We start from the raw sequence: 22,753 nt of genomic DNA, 5'->3' as shown, positions 1-22,753 counted from the left end.
CCTCCCTAGTAGTTGTCTGCCGGACTCGGGCGAAACGTCCAGGTACGCATTTGCTCGGCCCTGGCATCACCTCGCGCCTCGGCATCGAGTTCTGCTGCAATCCGGGCTGCCTCCGCGTTGTGTTGGGCGGTCAACATGGTGCGAATCTGCAAGAGCTGATTGGCCTGCTGGCTGGCGAGCTGGTTGGCGTAGCCGATGGCCTGTAGCTGGCCAGTTGCACCCTGGGCCGCGCCTTGCAGCCGCTCCAGGGTACGGGCGTCATCCTTCAAAGCCTTTTGCTGGTCGGCAACGGTCTGGAACAGGGCATCGTTGGCCTTCTTTTGCGACTCTGACGCCAGGCGGCGGTTCTCTTCCATCGCTGCCTTTTCGGCCGGCGTGCATCCGCCGCTGCCGTTGAAGCATGGCGAGCTGCGGTAATAGGCCACGTCCTGAAACTTGGCCAGGTAACGATCCAGGCTGCCTAGCTGGTTCTCGTAATAGGCCAGCGTGTTTTGCGCGGCAATCAGCCGGTTGATCGTAGTCTGCGCCTGATCCCAGATATACGCGGCTGGGGCCATCGTGTTCTGGAGCTGATTTTCGTACTGCTGCAACTGGGTCTGGTACTGCTCAATCTGCTTGAGCGTCTGCGCCACCGACTCGATGGCCGTCATGATGTTCTGGGCCAGGTTGCCGCCGTCGATGACGGGGATACCAGCTTGCACAGGGGCGGTGGTAGTGGTGATAAAGCCGGTTGCGAGTGCAACGGCTAGAGCGGTTTTTTTAGCCGCTAAAATTTTGGACTTCATGGTCGTACTCCGTCGATGAAAAGAAGGCATTGCCTTGACCAAGCGTTGTGCTTGTTCTCGGCAACGTTTCATCGAAGAGCTACGCCACTAGCTGATCGGTATTGCCCTTGGCGCTGAGGCCCGGACTTACAAACGTAAAACTACTCTGTTTTTTTATCGCTTTCGGACAAGCCAACTTCCCGGCCAATCTCTTCAAGCTCTAGCGGCTGTACTGCCGCCGTCAGTATTTCGCGTATTTCCGCGTCGGTGCTCCTATCGTTGAGCGCTGCTCGAACTTTCAACGCACGGTGCACCTCGGCGGGTAAATTCCTGATAAGCACATTTGCCATATCAATACCCTTTTGGTGTACCCGACAACCATGCTATCAAAGATATTAAAAATAGCAAGACCTATACTCTTGCAACCGGCGGTAGCCGATCAGCCCCGCAGGGCAGGATTCCCGTTGAGTGCCCCCGGCGCGAATAAGGGACAGTGAAGATAGATAACCGGCTTGCCGGTTAGCTAACTTCACCCATCCTGCCCGCATTTCACCCACTATTGAAAATCTAGCGCATATCGAACGTAAAGCGTTTTATCGTCAAACAAACACCGATTCTTGGCAACATAACCGTAATCGTCACCAAATCGGCCTGCAATCGACATAGTCGCTTCAAAATCGCTGCTCAATCGGCTTTAAATCGGAACCTAAAATGCCAACAATCGACACAAACCATTCGCCCCGATGGGGCGAGTTGGACGCCAAAAAAGAAGGGCATAACCCGCCCCTCAAGTGTCAATGAACACAAGAAATTTGCCTCCCCTCCCGTCATACCACTAAGGCGACGTATTGATACTTGAGGGGCAACCTTTCCTGATGTTGACACCTTCACGCAGGTTACTGGTTATGGGCGTCCAACACACACGGCTCATTCCTGCTTGGTAATAATAAGAATAATAATCTTCTTATTATTCTTACCGAACGAATGGGCACTGCTTAGCCATTTCACGTTTCGAGCCAAGGTTTCAGTACAGATAACTACAAGTGCACACAGCGGCCCTCCAGCACCGTTAGACGCAGATTCTGCTTCAGCTCATGGAATAAGGGACTCCGGGTTGTTTTCCCCTCTCACAAGGCGTTTCAGCGGCCACTGAAGCCGCCTTCTCTTCTTGGCGTTAAACCATCGGCCTATGGCCGATTGATAAAGCCCGCCAGGGCTTTATTGGCAAGGTCAGAACGCGCCCTCAAGGCGCGAGCTGCACCGCGCATGATGGATTATCTTTAGATAATCTTGGATGGATTTCCCAAACTGCCCGCAAAGCAGCGCACCGTCTGGGTTTTCCAAATTGGGACGGGGAACGTTACGACGGCAGAAGGGGAGCGTTACGACGGTAACAAGGGAACGTTACGACGGTAAACGGGTGCAGTTGCCGTGGGGCCAGGCCTCTTGATCTCCCATTTTCCCTTGGCGTATTCGTTCACTACCCAACCCACGGCGGCAAGTTCGGCCAGTGCCTTCCGGGCAGTCTGACGGCGTTTTTTCATAGCTTCGGCATTGGCTTCATCTGGCCAGACATAGCCGCAAAGCGTGTCCAGTTCCACGCGCCCGGATTTGCCGGGGTCGATCCAGCCGCATAGCCGTTGGTGCATCAGCCGTGCCGGATCAGTCTGTAGCACCCGCACTTCCGCCATGTCGATACGGGCATATGGACGATGCCCCAGGATCGCTTCGGCAATACGCGGATTCAGGGCAACCCATAGCCTGCCGTCCGTCTCGTCAAAAGCATGACTCATCAGGTGGAACGCGGCTTGCCGCCGTCCCTTCGTCACAAGGATGGTGACGTTCGACATGCGCAGCAGGCTGGCTTTGAGCGCCTTGATGTTGTCGCCGCTATCCGTCATGCCCGTTTCTGAGAGCAGTTTGGTCAGGCTCTCACGAACCACCAAGCCGTCTTGCTCAATGGCTTCGAAACGGGGTTCAAGGAATAGCCGTAGCTGTCGCCCCGTCTCACTGGTCGGTTCCGGGGTTAGCAAGATGCCGTTCGGGCCGCCAAGGGCCACGATGCCTTGCAAAAGACGCATATCATCGGCCCCGAGAGGTTCGAATCCGACGAAACGCATGGATTCGTCCTCGCCAAAGGTGTAGGTCACGTCCAGCTTGCAGCGTTTGCGATCGCCACGCTTGAGGCTGCGGAACAGGCCAGGTGCCAAACAGTGCGCGGGATCATGTCGGACGTGGGTCAGGTCATGCTTAGGCTTCTTCACGCTGTCTCCTTTTCACCTTGCACTGCCGCTCCAGTACAGCAGGCTTCAACACGCCGCCGTCGTGCCGTCTAAACCAGAGTTCTTGAAAAGGTGCGCCATAGTTGGCCTTGCTGACGCCAAAGCGGACAAAATACCCACGCTGACAATCATCGACCCCCAGTATCTCGGCCTCGCCTTGCGTCATGCCGGATAGGTACGATTGCCAACGGATGTTATCAACCAGTACGGACGATCCACGACTGGCCTGCTGTTGATCGCCCGACCCCATCATGGCTGCGCTTTTACTCGCGTGGTGCAGAAACACAATGGAGCAGCCTGTATCAGCGGCTATGGCCTCCATGTGCCCAACAACCTGCGCCATCGGCCCGCTAGCGTTCTCCTCCTCAATGTGGAAGCGCCGCAAAGTGTCCAAGATCATCAAGCGACGACCTTCAGCGGCTCGTTTGAGAGCATCGAACCAGCTAGCAGCCATGATGTTTGGGCATTTACCGATCAAGGGTTCAATGAGCAAACCATCAGCCACGGCTTGCCGTTCCGCTGCGCTGAGGTGTGCCCCAAGGGCGTGCAGACGATGGTGAATAGCGGCCGGTGGATCTTCAGCAGGCAGATAGACCACTTGCCCGGTGGGAAACTCGCCTATTTCAAGTAAATCAGGCCCGCCTGCAATCTGTGCAGCCAATTGAAGGGCCAACATGGATTTACCAGCCCCACCAGGCGACACAAGAGCACCAACAGTGCCAGCAACCATATTAGGCAGAACATAATCAATGGGTGGCGGCAATTCCGTGAAAGCCGCCATAAGATCAAGAGCCATATAACTAGCCCTCTATAGGGCCAGGTCGCGCAGCTTGATCACCCGATGATTTACGTGCCTCAATCCACTCTTCGACCTCTGACAAATCCCAGGCGACATTTCTACTGGTTAACGCGATACGGCGTGGAAAATCCCCTCGCTGCTCCAGGTTATAAATTGTTCGTGTCGAAAGCGGGATCATCTCCAGGAGCTTCTTCCTGTTGATGAGGGTCTTTATATTTTGCATGGGTCAATACCTCTCAAATGAATAGTTGCTATTCATCGAGTAGCTGCGCGAAGCAGCTAATCGGTAATTGACCTGCCCGATGCCAATGGCGGCCTTATTTATAAATTCACGGCATCAACTTCAATGCTATCAAAGATAGCAAAAACATCAACCCTTACTGCCTCCCGAAGTCCACTCATCAATCATATCGGCCCAATCCTGCAACATCGCCGCCCGCTGCTCGCGGTACTCAGCCTTGTTGTAGACAGCCCTCACGCCCTTCTGCTCGTGCGCCAGGCACTTCTCGATCCAGTCGGTGTTGTAGCCGGCCTCATGCAACAGCGTGCTGGCTGTGCGCCGCAAATCATGCGGTCCGAACTTGGTAAGTGACTTCCCATCTTTCTGCGCCGCCTTGTAAGTCAGCGTCAGCACCTGGTTAAGTGTGGCAGCGCTCATCGGCGCATCCGAGTCGTACCGTGATGGCAAAACGAAGTCGGAACCACCGGCAAAGGTTTTCATGGCAATGAAAATATCCAGAGCCTGCTGGGACAGAAATACCAGGTGCGGGTTACGGCGTTTCATCCGCTCCTTTGGAATCGTCCACAACGCTTCGCTGAAATTGATCTCGCTCCAGGTCGCATTGGTCAGCTCGCTCTTGCGCACCATCGTCAGCAATAACAGCTTGGCCGCCGCACGGTTTGTTGGGCTTGTGCCCACTCGCTCCATGTACTGGTACATCAGCCCAATTTCTTCTGGCGTCAACGCTCGGTCACGTGGCTCGAATCGAGCGATGCTTGTTGGGCGCACCAGTTCTGCCGGGTTTTCGACCTTCTGCCCACGCTCGATGGCCCAGCGAAATACCTGCAACACGATTTCACGCACATGAACGGCGGTGGCCGGTGCGCCTCGCTCAACAATGGCATCAGCCAGCGCCCGCAAGTCTTCGTGGGTGATCTCCACCAGCTTCTGATTGCTGAATTTCGGCTTCAGCTCACGCTCATAAACCGAGCGGCGCATATCGCGGGTGGAGTCGGCCATCTGGTAGCCACGCAGCCACTTCTCCGCCCAGGCACCGAACGTCTCTGCATCTTTCACCCGCGCCTTGTCTCGGGCTTTCTCCTTGGCCGGCGACTTGCCCGCCGCAACCATCTTCTTGGCGTCACCCAACAGCTCGCGGGCTTCGGCCAGGGTGATGCCACCGACACCATAACGCCCAAAGGTGATGGTCTCCTGCCGACCGTTGATTGAGTAGTTGTAACGGAACGAGATGGAGCCGGCTGGAGTCACTGCCACATAGAGACCTTCCCGGTCATTCACTTTGTAGAGTTTGTCCCTGGGCTTGAGATTGCGCAGCTTGGTATCGGTCAGCATGTACCTTGTCCTTCTTCGTCTCCGATACCATGCTGAAAAAATCTCGAATTTATCGTATTTTTTCTTACGAAACAGTAACTTATAGAATATTAATACCATGAACACACAAAAGAACGCAGCATGGTATCGGCATCAATCATGGCATCGCCAAACCATAATACCAGCTTTAATGCCATGCTCAAACGGTGCTTGGCGCTTCCTCCCGTTGCCAGATCGTGCCAAACACAAACAAAAAAAAGCCCGCAATTACGCGGGCTTAGCGGCATTTCATGCCATCAGGTGCCTGGCTGTGCCAGACGCGGAATCATTCCCACTCGATCGTTGCTGGTGGCTTGGTGCTCACGTCGTAAGTCACGCGGTTGATGCCACGCACTTCGTTGATGATGCGGCCAGACACCTTCTTGAGCAGGCCATAGGGCAGCTCGGCCCACTCGGCGGTCATGAAGTCGCTGGTCACCACGGCGCGCAGGGCCACGACGTAGTCGTAGGTGCGGCCGTCGCCCATCACGCCCACGCTCTTGACGGGCAAGAACACGGTGAAGGCCTGACTGGTCAGGTCGTACCAGCTCTTACCGGTTTTCTCGTCGATCCAGTTGTTCAGCTCTTCGATGAAGATGGCATCGGCACGGCGCAGCAGGTCGGCGTATTCCTTCTTCACTTCGCCCAAGATGCGCACCCCCAGACCGGGGCCAGGGAAGGGGTGGCGGTAGACCATGCCACGAGGCAGACCCAAGGCCACGCCCAGTTCGCGCACTTCGTCCTTGAACAGGTCGCGCAGGGGCTCCAGCAGCTTCAAGCCCAATTGTTCTGGCAAGCCGCCCACGTTGTGGTGGCTCTTGATGGTGACCGCCTTCTTGGACTTGGCGCCGCCCGACTCGATCACGTCAGGGTAGATGGTGCCTTGGGCCAAGAAGGTTGCGCCCTTGGAACCAGCGGTTGCCGCCTTGAGCTTGGCAGCTTCAGACTTGAACACGTCCACAAACAGGCCGCCGATAATCTTGCGCTTGGCTTCAGGCTCGGAAACACCTGCCAGCTTACCCAGGAACAGCTCGGAAGCATCCACGCGAATGACCTTGGCGTGCAGCTTGCCTTCGAACATGTCCATGACCATGTCGCCTTCATTGAGGCGCAGCAGACCGTGATCCACAAACACGCAGGTCAGCTGGTCACCAATGGCGCGGTGAATCAGGGCAGCCGCCACAGACGAGTCCACGCCGCCAGACAGGCCCAGAATCACTTCTTCGTCGCCCACTTGTTCGCGGATTTTGGCAACAGCTTCTTCGATGTAGTCGCCCATGATCCAGTCCGCTTGCGTGCCGCAGATGTCCAGCACAAAGCGGTTGAGCATGGCCTGGCCCTGCACGGTGTGCGTGACTTCGGGGTGGAACTGCACGGCGTAGTAACGGCGGGCTTCGTCAGCCATACCGGCAATGGGGCACGATGGCGTCGATGCCATCACCTTGAAGCCTTCGGGCAGCTGGGTGACCTTATCGCCGTGGCTCATCCACACTTTCAGCATGCCGTGACCTTCGGCCGTAACAAAGTCTTCGATGCCTTCCAGCAGCTTGGTGTGACCGTGCGCGCGCACTTCGGCGTAGCCAAATTCACGGCTGTCCGAGCCTTCCACCTTGCCGCCCAGTTGGGTGGCCATGGTTTGCATGCCGTAGCAAATGCCCAGCACGGGAATCCCCAACTCAAATACGGCGTCGGGTGCGCGGTCGTCCACTTCATAGACCGAAGCGTGGCTGCCCGACAGGATGATGCCCTTGAGCTTGCCGTCTGCGGCAAATTCGCGCACCCAGTCGCTGCTGACGTCGCAGGGGTGAACTTCGCAGTACACATGGGCTTCGCGCACGCGGCGTGCGATCAGCTGAGTGACTTGCGAACCGAAGTCAAGAATCAGAATCTTGTCATGTTGCATGGTGTGATCCAAAGGCAAGAGGAAGAAAAATCCGTTCAAAAATCCGCTGCAGCCAAGAGCGTGATTCCACGCTGCTGCGCTGCAGTGATCTGGGCAGGATCGAATGTTGCCAGCGGCAGTTTGAGGGACTGCGCCAGCCACAAATAAGCGGCGTCGTACACGGGCAACCCGGTGTCCAACGCCACGTCCAGCACGGCTTTGTGCTGGGCGGGAGCCAAATCATGCAATTCGACACGGTGGCGAATGGCTTCCAGCACACCCCACAGCCCTTCGACCGAGCTGTGCGGAATACGCCCACTATTGACACCCGAGGCAATCAAATTGCCGCATTCCCACTGCCACAGGTTGGGGGCTTGCGGATCCACCTCATGGCGGCGAATACGGGTGTACAGGCGCTGCGTGTCGCTACTGGCGTTGTCAGGCAGCAGCCAGGCAGCGGTGACAGAGGCATCCATGACAAAGGCACTCATGCTTGGCTCCGCCCTGCCTGGCGCAATGCAACTACAGTTTCTGTAGCTGGAAGCGCCCGTACTGTCTGCTGCAACGCCTGAATTTGTTCCAATTCACGGGCAATCTGCTCATCGGTAATCACGGGGCGACGGCGCACGGGCAGCATGCGCACCACCTCTTTGCCATGGCGCGTAATGCGCACCTCTTCTCCCTGCTCAACCAGTTCGATCAAGGCAGAAAAACGGGTTTTGGCTTCGTAGATACCAACAGATTGCATAGGTAGAAACAAAAAAATCTGGCCCAAGCCAGTAGCTCAGACCAGATTTTAGCATTCTGACCAGAATAAGGGTATTCAGGCCAGATTCAGCACAGACCCTTAGTCGGCCCGGTAATTGGGCGCTTCCTTGGTGATCTGCACATCGTGCACGTGGGATTCACGGATACCAGCAGCCGTAATCTCTACAAACTCGGCCTTCTCGTTCATCTCTTTGATGGTTCTGCAACCGCAGTAGCCCATGGAGGCACGCACACCGCCCGCCATTTGGTACACGATAGAAACCATGGAGCCCTTGTAGGGCACGCGGCCTTCAATACCTTCGGGCACCAACTTGTCGGCATTGGGGTTGCCCGTCGAAGACTCTTGGAAGTAACGGTCGGCAGAGCCTTGCTGCATCGCGCCGATGGAACCCATGCCGCGGTAGCTCTTGTACGAGCGACCCTGGAACAGAATTACTTCGCCAGGCGCTTCTTCGGTACCTGCAAACATGCCACCCATCATGATGGTGGAGGCGCCTGCCGCCAGTGCCTTGGAGATATCGCCCGAGAAGCGGATACCACCGTCACCAATCAGAGGTACGCCTGTGCCCTTGAGCGCTTCAGCCACATTAGAGATCGCCATGATCTGGGGCACGCCCACACCGGCCACGATACGTGTGGTGCAGATCGAACCAGGGCCAATACCGACCTTCACGGCATCAGCGCCAGCCTCCACCAGTGCCAGCGCAGCAGCGCCGGTGGCGATATTGCCGCCGATCACATCGATCTGTGGGTAATTTTGCTTAACCCAACGTACGCGGTCGATCACGCCCTTGGAGTGACCATGCGCAGTATCAACCACGATAGCGTCTACACCGGCCTTGGCCAGCAGCTCCACGCGCTCTTCGGTACCAGCACCCACACCCACGGCAGCAGCCACGCGCAGGCGACCTGCGGAGTCACGCGCGGCGTTGGGGAAGTTGGTTTGCTTGTTGATGTCCTTCACGGTGATCAAGCCCTTGAGTTCAAAGGCATCGTTCACCACCAAGATACGCTCCAGCTTGTGCTTGTTGAGCAGCGCCTTGGCTTCGGCGGGCGTGGTACCGTCTTTTTCATTGACGGTAATCAGCTTTTCGCGGGGCGTCATGATCTGGCTGACCTTGACGTCATAGCGCGTTTCAAAGCGCACGTCACGGCTGGTCACGATACCGACCACCTTGCCGCCATCGCACACGGGGAAGCCGGAGATGCCACGCTCTTCCGACAACTGCAGCACTTGCAGTACGGTGTGCGCAGGGGTGATGACAATCGGGTCGTGCACCACGCCAGATTCATGGCGCTTGACCTTGGACACTTCAGCCGCTTGCTCTTCGGCAGTCATGTTCTTGTGGATCACGCCAATACCGCCTTCTTGGGCAATCGCAATCGCCAAGCGCGCTTCCGTCACCGTGTCCATGGCCGCAGAGACCAAAGGCAGGTTCAACGTGATGTTGCGTGTGAACTGGGTGGAGAGAGATACGTCCTTAGGCAGGACTTCGGAGTAGGCGGGAACGAGCAGAACGTCGTCAAAAGTGAGTGCTTTTCCGAGAAGGCGCATTGTGAAGGCTCCAAAAGAAAGATTGTAGCTTTGTCCGTGCAAACCCGTGCCATGTACGCAACAAGAAACCTTGTGAGTGGGCGCTAAACTGGCGGCCATGAACACACACCAACTCTTGCTCGCCCTCGCTTTCAGCGCTTGCAGTTCCAGTGTTTTTGCCCAATGGCAGTGGATAGACGAGACAGGGCGCAAAGTTTTCAGCGATCGCCCGCCACCAGCACACATATCGCCAAAGCAGATTGTGAAACAGCCCCCTGGCACTCCGCAGGCCGTGGACAAAGTGCTCTATCCCAGCCCTGCCAATGAGCTGCCTGCGCCTGTAGCGCCTGCTGCACCCACGCCCGCTAGCCCAGCACCTGAGCCCAGCGCGAAGGAAGACGCCGAGAACGCGGCGCACGACAAAGCCCTTGAGGCACAACGCAAAGCCGATGAAGCAGAGCGCAAAAAGCAAGAGGCCCTGCAGGCCAAAGCCCGCCAGGAAAACTGCCAGCGCGCACGTGCAGCACAGGCCTCTTTGCAATCGGGCGGTCTTGTTACCTATGTGAATGAAAAAGGCGAGCGCGGCATCATGACGGAAGAGCGTCGCCAAGCCGATTTGCAACGCGCGCAAAAAATCGTCAAAGACAACTGCAAATAACACCCGTTGGCAAAGCGCCGAAGGCCAAGCCCCCAGCAAACCGGATCAATAGCCGGCTTTGCTATGGGCGCGGCGGCTGGCAAACAGACCTGCACTGCGCGCACCTTGCTTGGCAAAACGCTCTCGACGCGCCACCTTGGGGTCTACTTTGAGCGGCTGGTAAACCTCTACACGATCACCGGTTTGCAAGGCTTGATCCAGCGCTTTCACACGCCCCCAAATACCGCAGCTTTGCGCGCTGTGCAGCGTCAAATTACAGGCTCGCAGTGCATCTTGCAAACAAGCGCCCGGCTCCAGTTGCACGGCTTGCTCTTGCAGTTGACCTTGGGTATGGACCCATACGACGTTGATACGCAGCATGTAGCGCCTCTCACCCGTAGACTTTTTCTGCGCGCTTGATGAACGCATCCACCATGGAGTTGGCAATACGGTCAAAGATGGGGCCAATCAGCGTCGCAATTGCCATGCTGTCAAAGCCGTAATCCAGTTGCAGCTCAACTTTGCAGGCGCGCTGTGAACCATCTCCGACCGGGTGAAAAATCCAATGCCCTTCCAGGCGCGAAAAAGGCCCTTTCACCAACCGCATGCTGATCTTGTGCTTGCCCTCATGCACATTGCGGGTGACGAAGGATTTTTTGAGCGCCCCCATGGACATCCCCACTTCGGCCGTCATGCCCTTTTCGTCCTGCTCCAGCACTTTGGTGTGTGAGCACCAGGGCAAAAACTCCGGATAGCGTGCCACGTCGGCCACCAGGGCAAACATTTCTTCAGGGCTATACCAAATGAGGACGGACTTGTTGACGTTTTTCATGAAAGCACAAAGCCAGCGCAGCTGAACCTTGGGGCATTGTGATGCCATACCGGTTACGCTGGGCTGGAGAAACTAGAATTGCTGCTTAAGCGGGAGAAACGCCCATTGTAGGTAGAGCCCGGCATCTGCGGGTCACCCGCTCAGAAAGACCCATGGCAAAAAAACCAGAAGCACCATCGCGCATCGCGGAAAACAAGAAGGCCGCGTTCGACTATTTCTTTGAAGAGCGCCACGAGGCAGGCATTGTGCTGCACGGCTGGGAAGTCAAGGCCCTGCGCAGTGGCAAGGCGCAAATCAGCGAAGGCTACGTCATCATCAAGGAAGGTGAGCTGTACCTGATTGGCTGCCAGATCCAGCCGCTCAAAACTGCCTCCACCCACGTCACCCCCGATGCAGCACGCATCAAAAAACTGTTGATGAAAAAAGACGAAATTCGTCGCCTCATCGGCAAGGTAGAGCAAAAAGGCTACACGCTAGTGCCCACCAAACTGTATTGGAAAAACGGTTTGGTCAAGTGCGATGTAGCGCTGGCCAAGGGCAAGGCCGAGCACGACAAGCGCGATGTCATCCGTGACCGAGAAGGCAAGCGCGAAGTAGAGCGCGCCATGAAGAGTCGCCACCGTTAAAACGACCATCAAAAAAAAGAGCTACATGCGCACGTCAGCACTAGGTTTCCAAGCCATAAAAGCCCAAAAACCTTGCAAAGACTGCGCAAGCAGCTCTTTATCTCATAGCGCCGGTCAACTTTGCTTGCGCTTGGTACACCCTCTCTCCCAGCGCGCCTTACGCCTTTCACTCGCTAGCCTGCCGTCAATCACGACGCAGTTCCTGCATGCATACGGAGACCCAAGGCAAGGCCTTCACCCTGCTCCACATCGCACGCTCAAAGCAGCGGTAGCACTGGCCTTGCGGCTGCGCTTGGAGGATTGAGGCAGCCTACAAATCCACGCGCATCCAGGCCGTGGATTCAGGCGCTTGCAATCAAAGCCAGCAGGTGCCGCCCCCCGTACGCACAGGTGCACAGGGCACCAGCACAGAGCCTGCTAGTCACGCAAGGCTTGCAACGGGTGAGAGTGCGCAGGCCAGGGGCTGACAAAAAATGCACGCCACAGCGCTTCTGGCACATCCTCAATCCGTGCAGGGTTCCATTGCGGGTTGTGGTCTTTGTCCACCGCCAGTGCACGGATGCCTTCCACCGTTTCGCTCTGGCCCGGGCGCAGGTAAAAGCAGTGGCGCACCATGTCGCGCTCCATGCGCAAATCCGTCGCCACATCCATGCTGCGCGCCCGGCGAATTTGCTCCAGCACCACGAACAGCATCAACGGCGAGCGCTTGCGCAGTGCGGCTGCGGTAGCTTGCGCCCATTCGCTGGCGTTATCTGCCTCCAGCGCATCGATCATGGCCTGTACTGTGGGCAGACCAAATACGCGATCAATCTCCGCCGTGCTGCGCGCAGCACCCGGCGCTTGGCGGGCGGTGTGCGCTTGCACAAAAGCTTGCACCGCGTCGCCGCCGTCAAAGCTTTGCGCAGCCAGCGCGTCCCACAGTGCCGCCTGCTGCGCAGCGGGCAGAAAAGCATCCGCCAGATTGAACGCCAGGGCATCGGCCGCACCAATGGTGTCGCCGGTCAGCGCCAGCCACTCTCCCACCGCACCGGGGCAGCGCGAGAGAAAATACCCCCCACCAACATCGGGGAACAGACCAATGATGGTCTCGGGCATGGCCATCTTGGTCTTTTCGGTCACGATGCGCATGCTGGCACCTTGGCTAATCCCCATGCCACCGCCCATGACGATGCCATCCATAAAGGCGATATACGGCTTGGGGTAGGTAAAGATCAGGTGGTTGAGCGCGTACTCTTCGGTAAAAAAGTCTTCCAGCTCAGGGTTCCCCGTGCTGCCGGCCTGGTGCAAAAAGCGAATGTCGCCACCTGCGCAAAAATGCCCAAACACACCTTCTTTGCTGCTGCCGCGAATGGCCACGGCCAGCACCTGCGGGTCATCTTTCCACGCCAGCAACTGGGCCAGCAAATCGCGCACCATGCCCAACGACAGCGCGTTGATGGCCTTGGGACGGTTGAGCGTGATAAAGCCGACGCGGCCACGTACTTCAGCCAGAACGTCTGCGGTAATTTCGGACATGGTGTTTTGCTCCCTTGGGGTGTCTCCAACAAAGCACGCACCATACCGCAGCGCAGTCACTCACTTTGTCACCCACGCTGCATTCCTAGGACAAACGATAGGTCTACACCAACGGAGTACAGACGCAAAAAAGGCCGCACAAGGCGGCCTTTCCGAATGTGGTGTTGGGGCGGCTTGACTGGCAAACCGCCGCAGCACCGCAATTCAATTACGCGTCACGCGAAGCACGCTTGCGGTCGTGTTCCTTCAGGTGACGCTTGCGCACGCGCAAGCTGGTGGGAGTGATTTCCAGCAACTCGTCGTCTTCGATGAATTCCACACCGTATTCCAACGACAGATCGATAGGAGGCGTGATCTTGATCGCGTCTTCCTTGCCGGACACGCGGAAGTTGGTCAGCTGCTTGGTACGTGTGGCGTTCACCACCAGGTCGTTGTCACGGCTGTGGATGCCGATGATCATGCCTTCGTACACGGGGTCGCCAGCCTTCACGAACATGCGGCCGCGGTCGTCCAGCTTGCCCAAGGCGTAGGTGAAGATTTCACCGTCGTCCATGGAGATCAGCACACCGTTCTTGCGGCCACCGATGTCACCCTTATGGGGTTCGTAGCTGTCGAAAATGTTGGAAATCAGACCAGAGCCACGCGTCAGGTTCAGGAATTCGTTGGTGAAGCCGATCAGACCACGCGCAGGAATGCGGTATTCCAAACGTACACGGCCGCGTCCATCGGGTTCCATGTTCACCAGCTCGCCCTTGCGCTCGCCCAGGGCTTGCATCACGCCACCTTGGTGGCCTTCTTCGATGTCGGCAGTCACCAGCTCAATAGGCTCATGCTTCACACCGTCGATTTCTTGCATCACGACGCGGGGCTTGGACACTGCCAGCTCGTAGCCTTCACGGCGCATTTCTTCCAGCAAGATGGTCAGGTGCAATTCACCACGGCCAGACACTTCAAAGATACCGTCTTCATCGGTTTCCTTGACGCGCAGCGCTACGTTGGAGCGCAGTTCCTTTTGCAGGCGATCCCAGATCTGACGGCTGGTCACAAACTTGCCTTCACGACCTGCCAGGGGCGAGGTGTTCACGCAGAAGTTCATGGTCAATGTGGGCTCGTCAATCTTCAGCATCGGCAGCGGCTGGGGATTGGCAGGGTCCGTCACGGTTTCGCCGATACCGATGTTTTCGATACCGCTGATCAGCACGATCTCGGAAGGACCAGCTTCCGTAGCCTGCACGCGATCCAGACCTTGGAAAGTGTGCACTTGGTTGATCTTGCCGGTATAAGCCTTACCGTCAGGACCTGCCATCACAGCCACTTGCTGGCCGGGCTTGAGCGTACCTTGGGTGATACGACCCACGCCGATACGGCCCACGAATGTGGAGTAGTCCAGCGCGGACACTTGCAGCTGCAAAGGCGCATTGGCATCGCCCTGCACCGCTGGCACGTGTTCCAAAATGGTCTCAAACAGGGCCGACATGTCGGGGCCCCACTGAGCGCCGGGCTCGCCCTCTTCCTTGGAAGACCAGCCATTGATGCCCGAGGCGTACACCACCGGGAAGTCCAGTTGCTCGTCGGTAGCACCCAGCTTGTCAAACAGGTCGAAAGCGGCGTTGATCACCTTGTCGGGGTTGGCACCGGGCTTGTCCACCTTGTTCACCACCACGATAGGACGCAGGCCCAGAGCCAGTGCCTTCTTGGTCACGAAGCGCGTCTGGGGCATGGGGCCTTCTTGCGCGTCGATCAGCAGCACCACACCGTCCACCATGGACAGGGCGCGCTCCACTTCACCACCGAAGTCCGCGTGGCCGGGTGTGTCGAGGATGTTGATGTGGGTGTCCTTCCAGGACACGGCACAGTTCTTGGCCAAGATGGTGATGCCGCGCTCACGTTCGATGGCGTGGTTATCCATCACGGTGTCGACGACTTTTTCGTGCTCGGCAAATGTGCCGGAAGAGCGCAGCAGCTGGTCCACCATGGTGGTCTTACCATGGTCAACGTGCGCGATGATCGCAATGTTGCGGATTTGTTTGCTCATAATGTTTCCAAATGACCGTGCTTTTCAAAGGCGCGGCGTGGCTTCCAAAATTTGTTGAATTTCTAGGGGGCTGAGCAGGCGATCAGGAATCAGCTCCCCGCTTGTGATGTGTGCCACACCCAACAAAGCGGGCGGCGCATCTCCATACACGGCAACGGCCTCGGCATCGGGCCAGTCACCTCGGCGGCGCAAACCGGTCAAAAAACGACCACTTTCACGCGCATCCAACGTCACACGGGTATGGGCATGCAGCAGACAATCTGCTGGCTGCACATAGGCCATGCGCTCTTCCTCGGGCATGTTGATCAATGCATCTAAGCTGACGCAACGATCCACACCAATGCCGCCCGTATCGGTTCGGCGCAGCGAACGCAGGTGAGCGCCACAACCAAGCGCCTCCCCCACATCCTCTGCCAATGTTCGAATATAAGTGCCTTTGCTGCAAGTTACCGTCAGTTGCAACGCATCGCAGCCGTCCGCATCCTTGCACAAAATGATGTCAAGTGCATGAATGGTCACGTCGCGTGCAGGGCGTTCCACCTCTATGCCAGCGCGCGCATACTCGTACAGGGCTTTGCCATCTTTTTTGAGGGCACTGTACATCGGCGGCACTTGGCTGATAGGGCCGGTAAAGCGCTGCTGCACCTGTGCCAGCACCTCAGGGGTGATAGCGGACAGATCCACCGGGCGCTCGCGCACCACGTCACCTTCAGCATCGGCCGTGGTAGTGACCTGGCCCAAACGGGCCACTGCAATATAGGTTTTGGCAGCTTCAAGTTGCAGCTGGCTGAACTTGGTGGCCGCTCCAAAACACAACGGCAGCACGCCGGTGGCCAGAGGGTCCAAAGTTCCAGTATGCCCGGCCTTTTCAGCGCGCAACAACCACTTCACCTTCTGCAAAGCGTCATTGCTGGAAAGGCCCAGCGGTTTATCGAGCAGCACTACCCCATGCACAGGGCGCCGCTGCACCCGTGTGCGCGTGGCATTCATGCTTATTGGGCCTCTTCAGGTCCGCGTGACGCCACAGCCTTGGCAATCAAGGCGTTCATGTCGGCAGCACGCTCTGTCGTGCGGTCGTAAATGAAGTGCAGCGTGGGAACCGTGTGAATGTGCAAACGCTTGAACAAGCCGTTGCGCAGAAAACCTGCCGCTTGGTTCAAGGCCTTTTGGGATTCATCTGGATCACCAATGAGCAAGCTAAAGAAGACTTTGGCGTGCGCATAGTCGGGCGTGACTTCCACGCTTTGCAAGGTGACCATGCCTACGCGCGGGTCCTTCAACTCGCGGGCGATCAGCTCCGACAGATCACGCTGGATCTGGTCAGAGACTTTAAAGCTGCGGTTAGGCGCAGCAGATTTACGTTTAGGTGCCATTAAAAATTAGGAGCTTGTAGCGCTAGTCAGATAAGGGTTTGAAAGCCTTTCGACCTTCAAACCCTTTATTCATCAGCGCTGGCAGCTATGGTTTACAGCGTACGCGCGATTTCCTTGATTTCGAACACTTCCAACACATCGCCTTCGCGGATGTCGTTGTAGTTGCGCAGCTTGATACCGCACTCGAAGCCTTCCTTGACTTCCTTGACGTCGTCCTTCAGACGGCGCAGCGATTCGATTTCGCCGGTGTAGATCACCACATTGTCGCGCAGCAAACGGAAGTGTGCATTGCGAACCACATGACCTTGGGTGATGTAGGAGCCCGCAATCGTGCCAATCTTGGTCGCCACAAACACGGTGCGAATCTCGGCCATACCGATGATTTCTTCGCGCTTCTCAGGAGCCAGCATGCCGGACATGGCGGACTTCACTTCATCTACCGCATCGTAAATGATGTTGTAGTAACGCAGGTCCACGTCGTTGCCTTCAGCCGTCTTACGGGCTTGGACGTCAGCACGCACGTTGAAGCCAATGATGATGGCCTTGGAAGCCAGCGCCAGGTTGACGTCGGACTCGGAGATACCGCCCACGCCCGAGTACACAATCTGCACCTTGACTTCGTCGGTCGACAGCTTGAGCAGCGAGGCAGCCAGAGCTTCCTGCGAGCCTTGCATGTCGGCCTTGATGATCAAAGGCAGCACCTGCACTTCGCCAGCGCTCAAATCGGCAAACATGTTCTCAAGCTTGGCCGCTTGTTGCTTGGCCAGCTTGGTGTTGCGGAACTTGCCAGCGCGGTAGGTGGCAATTTCACGGGCACGGCGCTCATCGGCCATCACCATGAAGTCGTCACCCGCCTGAGGCACGTCCGACAGACCCTGGATTTCGACAGGAATCGAAGGACCGGCTTCCTTGGTTTGCTTGCCGTCTTCGTCCAACATGGCACGTACACGGCCATAAGTTTGACCAGCCAGCACCACATCGCCCACCTTCAGCGTACCCGACTGCACCAGCACGGTAGCCACCGAGCCGCGGCCCTTGTCCAGTTGCGCTTCGATCACCAGCCCCTTGGCCGATGCATCCACAGGCGCCTTGAGCTCCATCACTTCCGCTTGCAGCAGTACCTGCTCCAAGAGCTCGTCGATACCCATACCGGTCTTGGAAGACACCGCCACGAAGGGCGAATCACCGCCGTACTCTTCAGGCAACACCTCTTCCACCACCAGCTCTTGCTTGACCTTCTCGGGGTTGGCTTCGGGCTTGTCGGCCTTGGTAATAGCCACCACGATAGGTACGCCAGCCGCCTTGGCGTGCTTGATAGCTTCCTTGGTCTGGGGCATCACGCCGTCGTCGGCCGCACACACCAGAATCACGATGTCGGTGGACTGTGCGCCACGGGCACGCATGGCGGTAAACGCCTCGTGGCCGGGAGTGTCCAAGAAAGTGACGATACCGCGTGGGGTTTCCACGTGGTAAGCACCAATGTGCTGGGTAATACCACCAGCTTCACCAGAAGCCACACGCGAGCGACGGATGTAGTCCAGCAGCGAGGTCTTACCGTGGTCCACGTGACCCATCACGGTCACCACGGGTGCACGTGGCAACAACTCGCCCGTGTACTTGGATGCATCTTCTTCGCTGAACGCTTCAGGAGAATCCAGCGCCGCCACCTTGGCGGTGTGGCCCATTTCCTCCACCACAATCATGGCGGTGTCTTGGTCCAACGGCTGGTTGATGGTGACCATCTGGCCCATCTTCATCAGCACCTTGATCAGCTCGGAAGCCTTGACCGCCATCTTGTGGGCCAATTCGGCCACAGTGATGGTTTCTGGCACCGAGATTTCCAAAGCGCGGAACTCTTGCTGCTGCTGGTTTTGATGCTGGTCATTGCGATCGCCCCGACGGCCACCGCGTGGACCACCGCGCCAGCTCGAGCGGCCTACGCCACCAGAGCTATCGCCACGGGTCTTGATTTCTTTCTTCTTGCCTGCGTCATTACCCCAGGTCGAAGACAACTTAGAAGACTTAACTTCCTTGTCCTTGCCACCACGGTTAGCCGTCGAAGACTCTTTCTCCTTGGCAGTGGCTGGTGCAGCGCCCTTGGCATCCTTGGCAGGTGCTTTCTTGGCATCTGCTGCTGGAGCGACTACAGCCTTCTTGGGCTCTTCAGGCTTCTTGGCAACCAGCACCTTCTTGGGCGCAGCCATCATCGCGCGAATCGCTTCAGCTTCTTGCAAAGCCTTGCGACGGCGATCATCCAGATCCTTGGCACGTGCAGCTTCTTCTGCCGCACGTTGGCGCGATTCTTCCTCGGCCTTAGCGCGTGCTTCTGCTTGCGCCTTGGCACGGGCCTCTGCGAATGCTGCATTGTTTTCAGCAACTTCCTTCGCAGCTTCCTTGGCTTGACGCGCCTTGGCGGCCTCTGCTGCTGCGTAAGCAGCAGCGCGCTCTTCCGCCTCACGCTCCTTGCGTGCACGGTCTTCGCGCTCTTCTCGCTCTTGGCGCTCGCGCACCAACTCAACTTCTTCTTGACTAATCATCTCTGCTTGCTTGCGGGCCTCTTCCTCGCGGCGTACCAACTCTTGAGAAGCTTGCGCAGCTTGAGCAGAACGGGCTGCAGCCTCTGCAACCACCTCGGGGGCATCGTCACGTTTGATGAAAGTACGCTTTTTGCGCACTTCCACTTGAATGGTGCGGGCTTTGCCAGTGGCATCAGCCTGCTTGATCTCGCTGGTCGACTTTTTCGTCAGCGTGATCTTCTTTTTGCTGTCATCAGAGCCATGGCTGGCTTTGAGGTACGACAGCAGTTTTTGCTTATCAGCTTCCGTCAACGCGTCGGTGCTGGAATTCTTCCCAACGCCTGCGGCTTTGAGTTGTTCCAACAGAGTCTCAGGGGATTTTTTAAGTTCGTTAGCGAACTCGGCAACAGTGTTCAAAGACATATCTCCGTTCGATCCTCCCTGACCCTTATTCCTGACCGTCGGTGAACCAATGTTCACGCGCCTTCATGATCAAAGCCTTGGCTTCGTCTTCGGTTTGACCGGTCAATTCGGTCAGTTCATCGATGGCCAAATCGGCCAAGTCATCACGAGTCAACACGCCACCAGCAGCCAACTTGGCCACCAGTTCAGGTGTCAAACCTTCCAGGTCACGCAACTCTTGCGAGACACCGCTTACGCTTTCTTCTTGAGCAATCTCCATGGTCAGCAGCGCATCCTTGGCACGGGCACGCAACTCAGCCACAGTTTCCTCATCAAAAGCTTCAATTTCCAGCATCTCAGACAGCGGCACATAAGCCACTTCTTCCAAGCTGCCAAAGCCTTCTTCTACCAGGATGCCAGCCAGCTCTTCATCCACATCCAGCTTTTCCATGAAGAGCTTGCGTGCAGAGTCTGTCTCTTCAGCTTGCTTCTGAGCAGATTCGGCCGCATCCATGATATTGATCTTCCAGCCCGTCAGGTCCGAAGCCAAACGCACGTTCTGACCACCACGGCCAATCGCGATAGCGAGATTTTCCTCATCTACCACCACATCCATGGCGTGCTTTTCTTCATCCACAACGATAGAAGAGACATTCGCCGGAGCCAAGGCCCCGATCACAAATTGCGCAGGGTCTTCAGACCACAACACAATGTCCACACGCTCACCCGCCAACTCCGTAGTCACGGCATTGACACGTGTGCCGCGCACACCTACACAGGTACCGATAGGGTCTACACGCTTGTCATGTGAAACCACTGCGATCTTGGCACGGCTGCCGGGATCGCGCGCGCAGCTCTTGATTTCCAGTAGACCTTGCTCAATCTCTGGCACTTCGTTGCGGAACAACTCAATCATGAACTCAGGTGCAGAGCGCGACAGAATGATCGGAGCACCACGCAAGGTCAGATCCACTTCCATGATCATGGCGCGGACACGATCCCCATTGCGCAAGTTCTCCTTAGGGATCATCTCGCTGCGACGCAGACGGCCTTCCACACGACCAGATTCGACAATGATGTCGCCTTTGTCCATGCGCTTGACAGTGCCCGTGAAGATTTTTTCGCCACGTGCCATGAATTCGTTGAGCAGCATTTCGCGCTCAGCGTCACGAATTTTTTGCAAGATTACCTGCTTGGCGGTCATTGCACCAATGCGACCAATCGGCAAAGACTCGATCTGCTCTTCAATGAACTCACCGACTTGGATACCCGGCACGCGCTCTTCCGCATCCATCAGCATTTCCTCTGCTTCAGGATTTTGCAGACCCGCATCATCGGGCACCACCATCCAGCGTCGGAAAGTGTCGTAATCACCGCTATCGCGATCAATCGCAACACGAATGTCTACTTCGCCTTCATACAGCTTCTTGGTAGCTTGTGCCAAAGCCAATTCAACAGCACCAAACACCACATCGCGTTCTACGTTCTTTTCGCGCGAAATGGCCTCAACCAACATCAACAGTTCGCGGTTCATGCGATGACTCTCCTAATTTCAATTCTTTCAAGCGTGGCACCTGAAGGGGCACCTGTTTGCTGTGACATGCATCTCAAGCGGGCTTGGTGCCACGCCCCTTGAAGTTCACCACAGGTGCCAGACGCGCTTCTCGCAACTCATCCAGCGCAAAGCCCATAGCCTGCAACGGCGCGGGCTCACGTTTTTTACTCACTTTTGCACCGGGTTTGCGCGCAGGCTCGTCACTCCAGACAATCTGCCAGCCCCCTGTGTCCGCTCTCTCTAGCGTTCCACGAAACTTTTTACGATTTGCGTTCACAACACCGCCGCCGGCAGCGCCAATCGGCTCTTTGAGAGTGATGTCGATTTCGAAACCCACGAAACGCACAAAGTCTTGCTCGTGGCGCAAAGGTCGATCAATACCAGGAGACGAGACTTCCAAACGGGCGTAGTCCACACCGTCGACTTCCAATGCAAACTGCAGTTGACGCGTAACTTTCTCACAGTCTTCGACTGTCACAAAAGCTTCTGGCAACGGATCCACGCCTTCTTCAGGCGCCTGCCAAGGCAAGTCGATGGTGATGCGCAGCAATCCACCTGCGGATCGTTCAATCTCCACCAGGTCATAGCCCAGACCCGTTACGGTTTGTTCAACAATTTGCTGTAGTGCCACGTGCGAAGTTCTATCCCGGAAGTACAAAAAACCCGATAACCATCCTGCAATTAGCTTGCTGGCGGCTTCGAGCTCCAAATGCAAGCGACCAAAAAAAAGGGCGGTTGGTACCCGCCCGTTTGGTCGTGAATGTTTTATTGTATCCGCAAAGCATTGATTCGCAATGTCAAGCTGCATGAATTCCTGCAGCGTTTAGCGCAAATGCCCTGCAATACGCTGCCACAGAGCGTTCGTTTCCACCGGCAACAAAGACGACGCTGGCTGGCCATCCATCAGCGATTGCAGCAACCGCTCCAGCACTTTCACCTGCGGCAACAGAGGCCCCAAGAACATGGCATGGTCACCGCGTCCAATCAGTAGTGTGGGGAAGGTTTCCACATCCACGTCACCTACCAACGCTTCTTGGTCTTCAACATCCACCCACCCAAAACGCACCTGCGGAAATTTTTTGCTTAGCGCTTGGAATTGCGGCTCGTACTGGCGACACACACCGCACCACGCGGCGCACAGACACACCACACTCCAGGTTGCACCGACAGGTGCCGCTGGCTGCCCGACTTTCGCAGAATTGTCACTGCCCATGTTTACTTTCTTTGCACAGCACAAGGCTGCCTCGAAAATCCAAAGCTTTGCATCGTAACCATTCGAGGCACCTTCCACTTTGATGCGGGCAAAGACAAAGTGCCGCCCGCAGATTTAGCTAGAGCAGCAGAGCAAAACAAAAAAGCCCCAGGCAGAGCCTGAGGCTTTTGGAGCAAGTGGAGATAGCGATCAAGCCACCCCAGCCACGCAGATTAACCTGCGTGAGCGCGCTTGCCTGGATTCTTCTTGCTGCGAGTGTGCGAACCACGTTCCAAACTCACACGCTGACCACGACCTTGAGCCAACAGGGTCACGCCGTTAGGAGCAACGGGACGGGGGGTGCGCTTGCGATCAGCTTCAGTAACGATCTTATTGCCCATGGCAATCTCTCCAGTTGAGGTTTCAGTAAACCCGGTATTTTTCCACACA

Annotated in this window: 23 protein-coding genes; 2 read left to right on the top strand and 21 right to left on the bottom strand. The window is 56.7% G+C overall.

The window, feature by feature from the left end:
* Positions 1 to 5: 5 nt before the first annotated feature.
* The 10 genes from trbJ to guaB form a co-directional block, all read right to left on the bottom strand.
* Positions 6 to 785, bottom strand: a complete 780-nt coding sequence (trbJ, locus tag QEP12_RS02670; RefSeq protein WP_000836966.1) for a P-type conjugative transfer protein TrbJ — start codon at positions 783 to 785, stop codon at positions 6 to 8.
* A 140-nt stretch (positions 786 to 925) separates the two neighbouring features.
* Positions 926 to 1,114 (bottom strand): FitA-like ribbon-helix-helix domain-containing protein, encoded by a 189-nt coding sequence (locus QEP12_RS02665; RefSeq protein ID WP_000024442.1) that lies wholly within the window; start codon positions 1,112 to 1,114, stop codon positions 926 to 928.
* A 1,032-nt stretch (positions 1,115 to 2,146) separates the two neighbouring features.
* Positions 2,147 to 3,028 (bottom strand): replication protein C, IncQ-type, encoded by an 882-nt coding sequence (gene repC, locus QEP12_RS02660; protein WP_000743064.1) that lies wholly within the window; start codon positions 3,026 to 3,028, stop codon positions 2,147 to 2,149.
* The gene (locus tag QEP12_RS02655; protein WP_001162384.1) at positions 3,015 to 3,842 is read right to left on the bottom strand and encodes a helicase RepA family protein; all 828 of its coding nucleotides are present in this window, start codon (positions 3,840 to 3,842) and stop codon (positions 3,015 to 3,017) included. Before QEP12_RS02655 ends, repC begins: the two co-directional genes overlap by 14 nt.
* A 4-nt stretch (positions 3,843 to 3,846) precedes the next feature.
* On the bottom strand, positions 3,847 to 4,068 hold the full coding sequence (locus QEP12_RS02650) for a helix-turn-helix transcriptional regulator (RefSeq protein WP_001179606.1): 222 nt from the start codon (positions 4,066 to 4,068) through the stop codon (positions 3,847 to 3,849).
* A gap of 147 nt (positions 4,069 to 4,215) precedes the next feature.
* Positions 4,216 to 5,418 carry a tyrosine-type recombinase/integrase gene (locus tag QEP12_RS02645; RefSeq protein WP_000954590.1) on the bottom strand — a complete coding sequence of 401 codons (1,203 nt, stop codon included), beginning with the start codon at positions 5,416 to 5,418 and terminating at the stop codon, positions 4,216 to 4,218.
* 304 nt (positions 5,419 to 5,722) lie between these two features.
* Complete coding sequence (guaA, locus tag QEP12_RS02640; RefSeq protein ID WP_284213283.1) at positions 5,723 to 7,339, bottom strand: glutamine-hydrolyzing GMP synthase; 1,617 nt, start codon at positions 7,337 to 7,339, stop codon at positions 5,723 to 5,725.
* Positions 7,340 to 7,374: 35 nt separating this feature from the next.
* A complete protein-coding gene (locus tag QEP12_RS02635) occupies positions 7,375 to 7,809 on the bottom strand; it encodes a type II toxin-antitoxin system VapC family toxin (RefSeq protein ID WP_174863738.1) in 435 nt (144 codons plus the stop codon).
* A complete protein-coding gene (locus tag QEP12_RS02630) occupies positions 7,806 to 8,066 on the bottom strand; it encodes a type II toxin-antitoxin system Phd/YefM family antitoxin (protein WP_174863739.1) in 261 nt (86 codons plus the stop codon). The genes QEP12_RS02635 and QEP12_RS02630 overlap by 4 nt, the downstream gene beginning before the upstream one ends.
* Before the next feature lie 99 nt (positions 8,067 to 8,165).
* A complete protein-coding gene (gene guaB / locus QEP12_RS02625) occupies positions 8,166 to 9,641 on the bottom strand; it encodes an IMP dehydrogenase (RefSeq protein WP_284213282.1) in 1,476 nt (491 codons plus the stop codon).
* Positions 9,642 to 9,882: 241 nt separating this feature from the next.
* Between guaB and QEP12_RS02620 the strand changes: the two genes are divergently transcribed.
* Positions 9,883 to 10,278 (top strand): DUF4124 domain-containing protein, encoded by a 396-nt coding sequence (locus QEP12_RS02620; RefSeq protein ID WP_246254417.1) that lies wholly within the window; start codon positions 9,883 to 9,885, stop codon positions 10,276 to 10,278.
* Between the two features lie 45 nt (positions 10,279 to 10,323).
* Here QEP12_RS02620 and QEP12_RS02615 read toward each other — a convergent pair whose 3' ends face one another.
* Together QEP12_RS02615 and QEP12_RS02610 are read right to left on the bottom strand one after the other, a co-directional pair.
* A complete protein-coding gene (locus QEP12_RS02615; RefSeq protein WP_174863742.1) occupies positions 10,324 to 10,638 on the bottom strand; it encodes an RnfH family protein in 315 nt (104 codons plus the stop codon).
* Positions 10,639 to 10,648: 10 nt separating this feature from the next.
* A complete protein-coding gene (locus QEP12_RS02610) occupies positions 10,649 to 11,089 on the bottom strand; it encodes a type II toxin-antitoxin system RatA family toxin (protein ID WP_284213281.1) in 441 nt (146 codons plus the stop codon).
* Positions 11,090 to 11,241: 152 nt separating this feature from the next.
* Between QEP12_RS02610 and smpB the strand changes: the two genes are divergently transcribed.
* Entirely contained in the window at positions 11,242 to 11,715 is a 474-nt protein-coding gene (gene smpB, locus QEP12_RS02605; protein WP_219164377.1) for an SsrA-binding protein SmpB, read from the top strand.
* A 417-nt stretch (positions 11,716 to 12,132) separates the two neighbouring features.
* Here the strand turns inward: smpB and QEP12_RS02600 are convergent, their stop codons facing one another.
* The 9 genes from QEP12_RS02600 to QEP12_RS02560 form a co-directional block, all read right to left on the bottom strand.
* Positions 12,133 to 13,230, bottom strand: a complete 1,098-nt coding sequence (locus QEP12_RS02600; RefSeq protein WP_284213280.1) for an enoyl-CoA hydratase/isomerase family protein — start codon at positions 13,228 to 13,230, stop codon at positions 12,133 to 12,135.
* Between the two features lie 208 nt (positions 13,231 to 13,438).
* Positions 13,439 to 15,265, bottom strand: coding sequence for a translational GTPase TypA (gene typA, locus QEP12_RS02595; RefSeq protein WP_284213279.1), 1,827 nt, complete (start codon positions 15,263 to 15,265; stop codon positions 13,439 to 13,441).
* A 24-nt stretch (positions 15,266 to 15,289) separates the two neighbouring features.
* Entirely contained in the window at positions 15,290 to 16,255 is a 966-nt protein-coding gene (gene truB, locus QEP12_RS02590) for a tRNA pseudouridine(55) synthase TruB (RefSeq protein WP_284213278.1), read from the bottom strand.
* Positions 16,256 to 16,257: 2 nt separating this feature from the next.
* Positions 16,258 to 16,638, bottom strand: a complete 381-nt coding sequence (gene rbfA / locus QEP12_RS02585; RefSeq protein ID WP_174863747.1) for a 30S ribosome-binding factor RbfA — start codon at positions 16,636 to 16,638, stop codon at positions 16,258 to 16,260.
* Positions 16,639 to 16,730: 92 nt separating this feature from the next.
* Positions 16,731 to 19,577 carry a translation initiation factor IF-2 gene (gene infB / locus QEP12_RS02580; RefSeq protein WP_284213277.1) on the bottom strand — a complete coding sequence of 949 codons (2,847 nt, stop codon included), beginning with the start codon at positions 19,575 to 19,577 and terminating at the stop codon, positions 16,731 to 16,733.
* 25 nt (positions 19,578 to 19,602) lie between these two features.
* A complete protein-coding gene (gene nusA / locus QEP12_RS02575; protein WP_219164372.1) occupies positions 19,603 to 21,090 on the bottom strand; it encodes a transcription termination factor NusA in 1,488 nt (495 codons plus the stop codon).
* Between the two features lie 73 nt (positions 21,091 to 21,163).
* A complete protein-coding gene (gene rimP / locus QEP12_RS02570; RefSeq protein WP_284213276.1) occupies positions 21,164 to 21,742 on the bottom strand; it encodes a ribosome maturation factor RimP in 579 nt (192 codons plus the stop codon).
* 192 nt (positions 21,743 to 21,934) lie between these two features.
* Complete coding sequence (locus QEP12_RS02565; protein WP_284213275.1) at positions 21,935 to 22,324, bottom strand: thioredoxin family protein; 390 nt, start codon at positions 22,322 to 22,324, stop codon at positions 21,935 to 21,937.
* A gap of 212 nt (positions 22,325 to 22,536) precedes the next feature.
* Positions 22,537 to 22,704, bottom strand: coding sequence for a hypothetical protein (locus tag QEP12_RS02560; protein WP_219164369.1), 168 nt, complete (start codon positions 22,702 to 22,704; stop codon positions 22,537 to 22,539).
* Positions 22,705 to 22,753: the final 49 nt, after the last annotated feature.

Source organism: Comamonas jiangduensis, assembly GCF_030162955.1.
Taxonomy (GTDB): Bacteria; Pseudomonadota; Gammaproteobacteria; order Burkholderiales; family Burkholderiaceae_C; genus Comamonas; species Comamonas jiangduensis.
The sequence above is the reverse complement of the archived record's forward strand: the minus strand, read 5'-3'. Positions and strand labels throughout refer to the sequence as shown.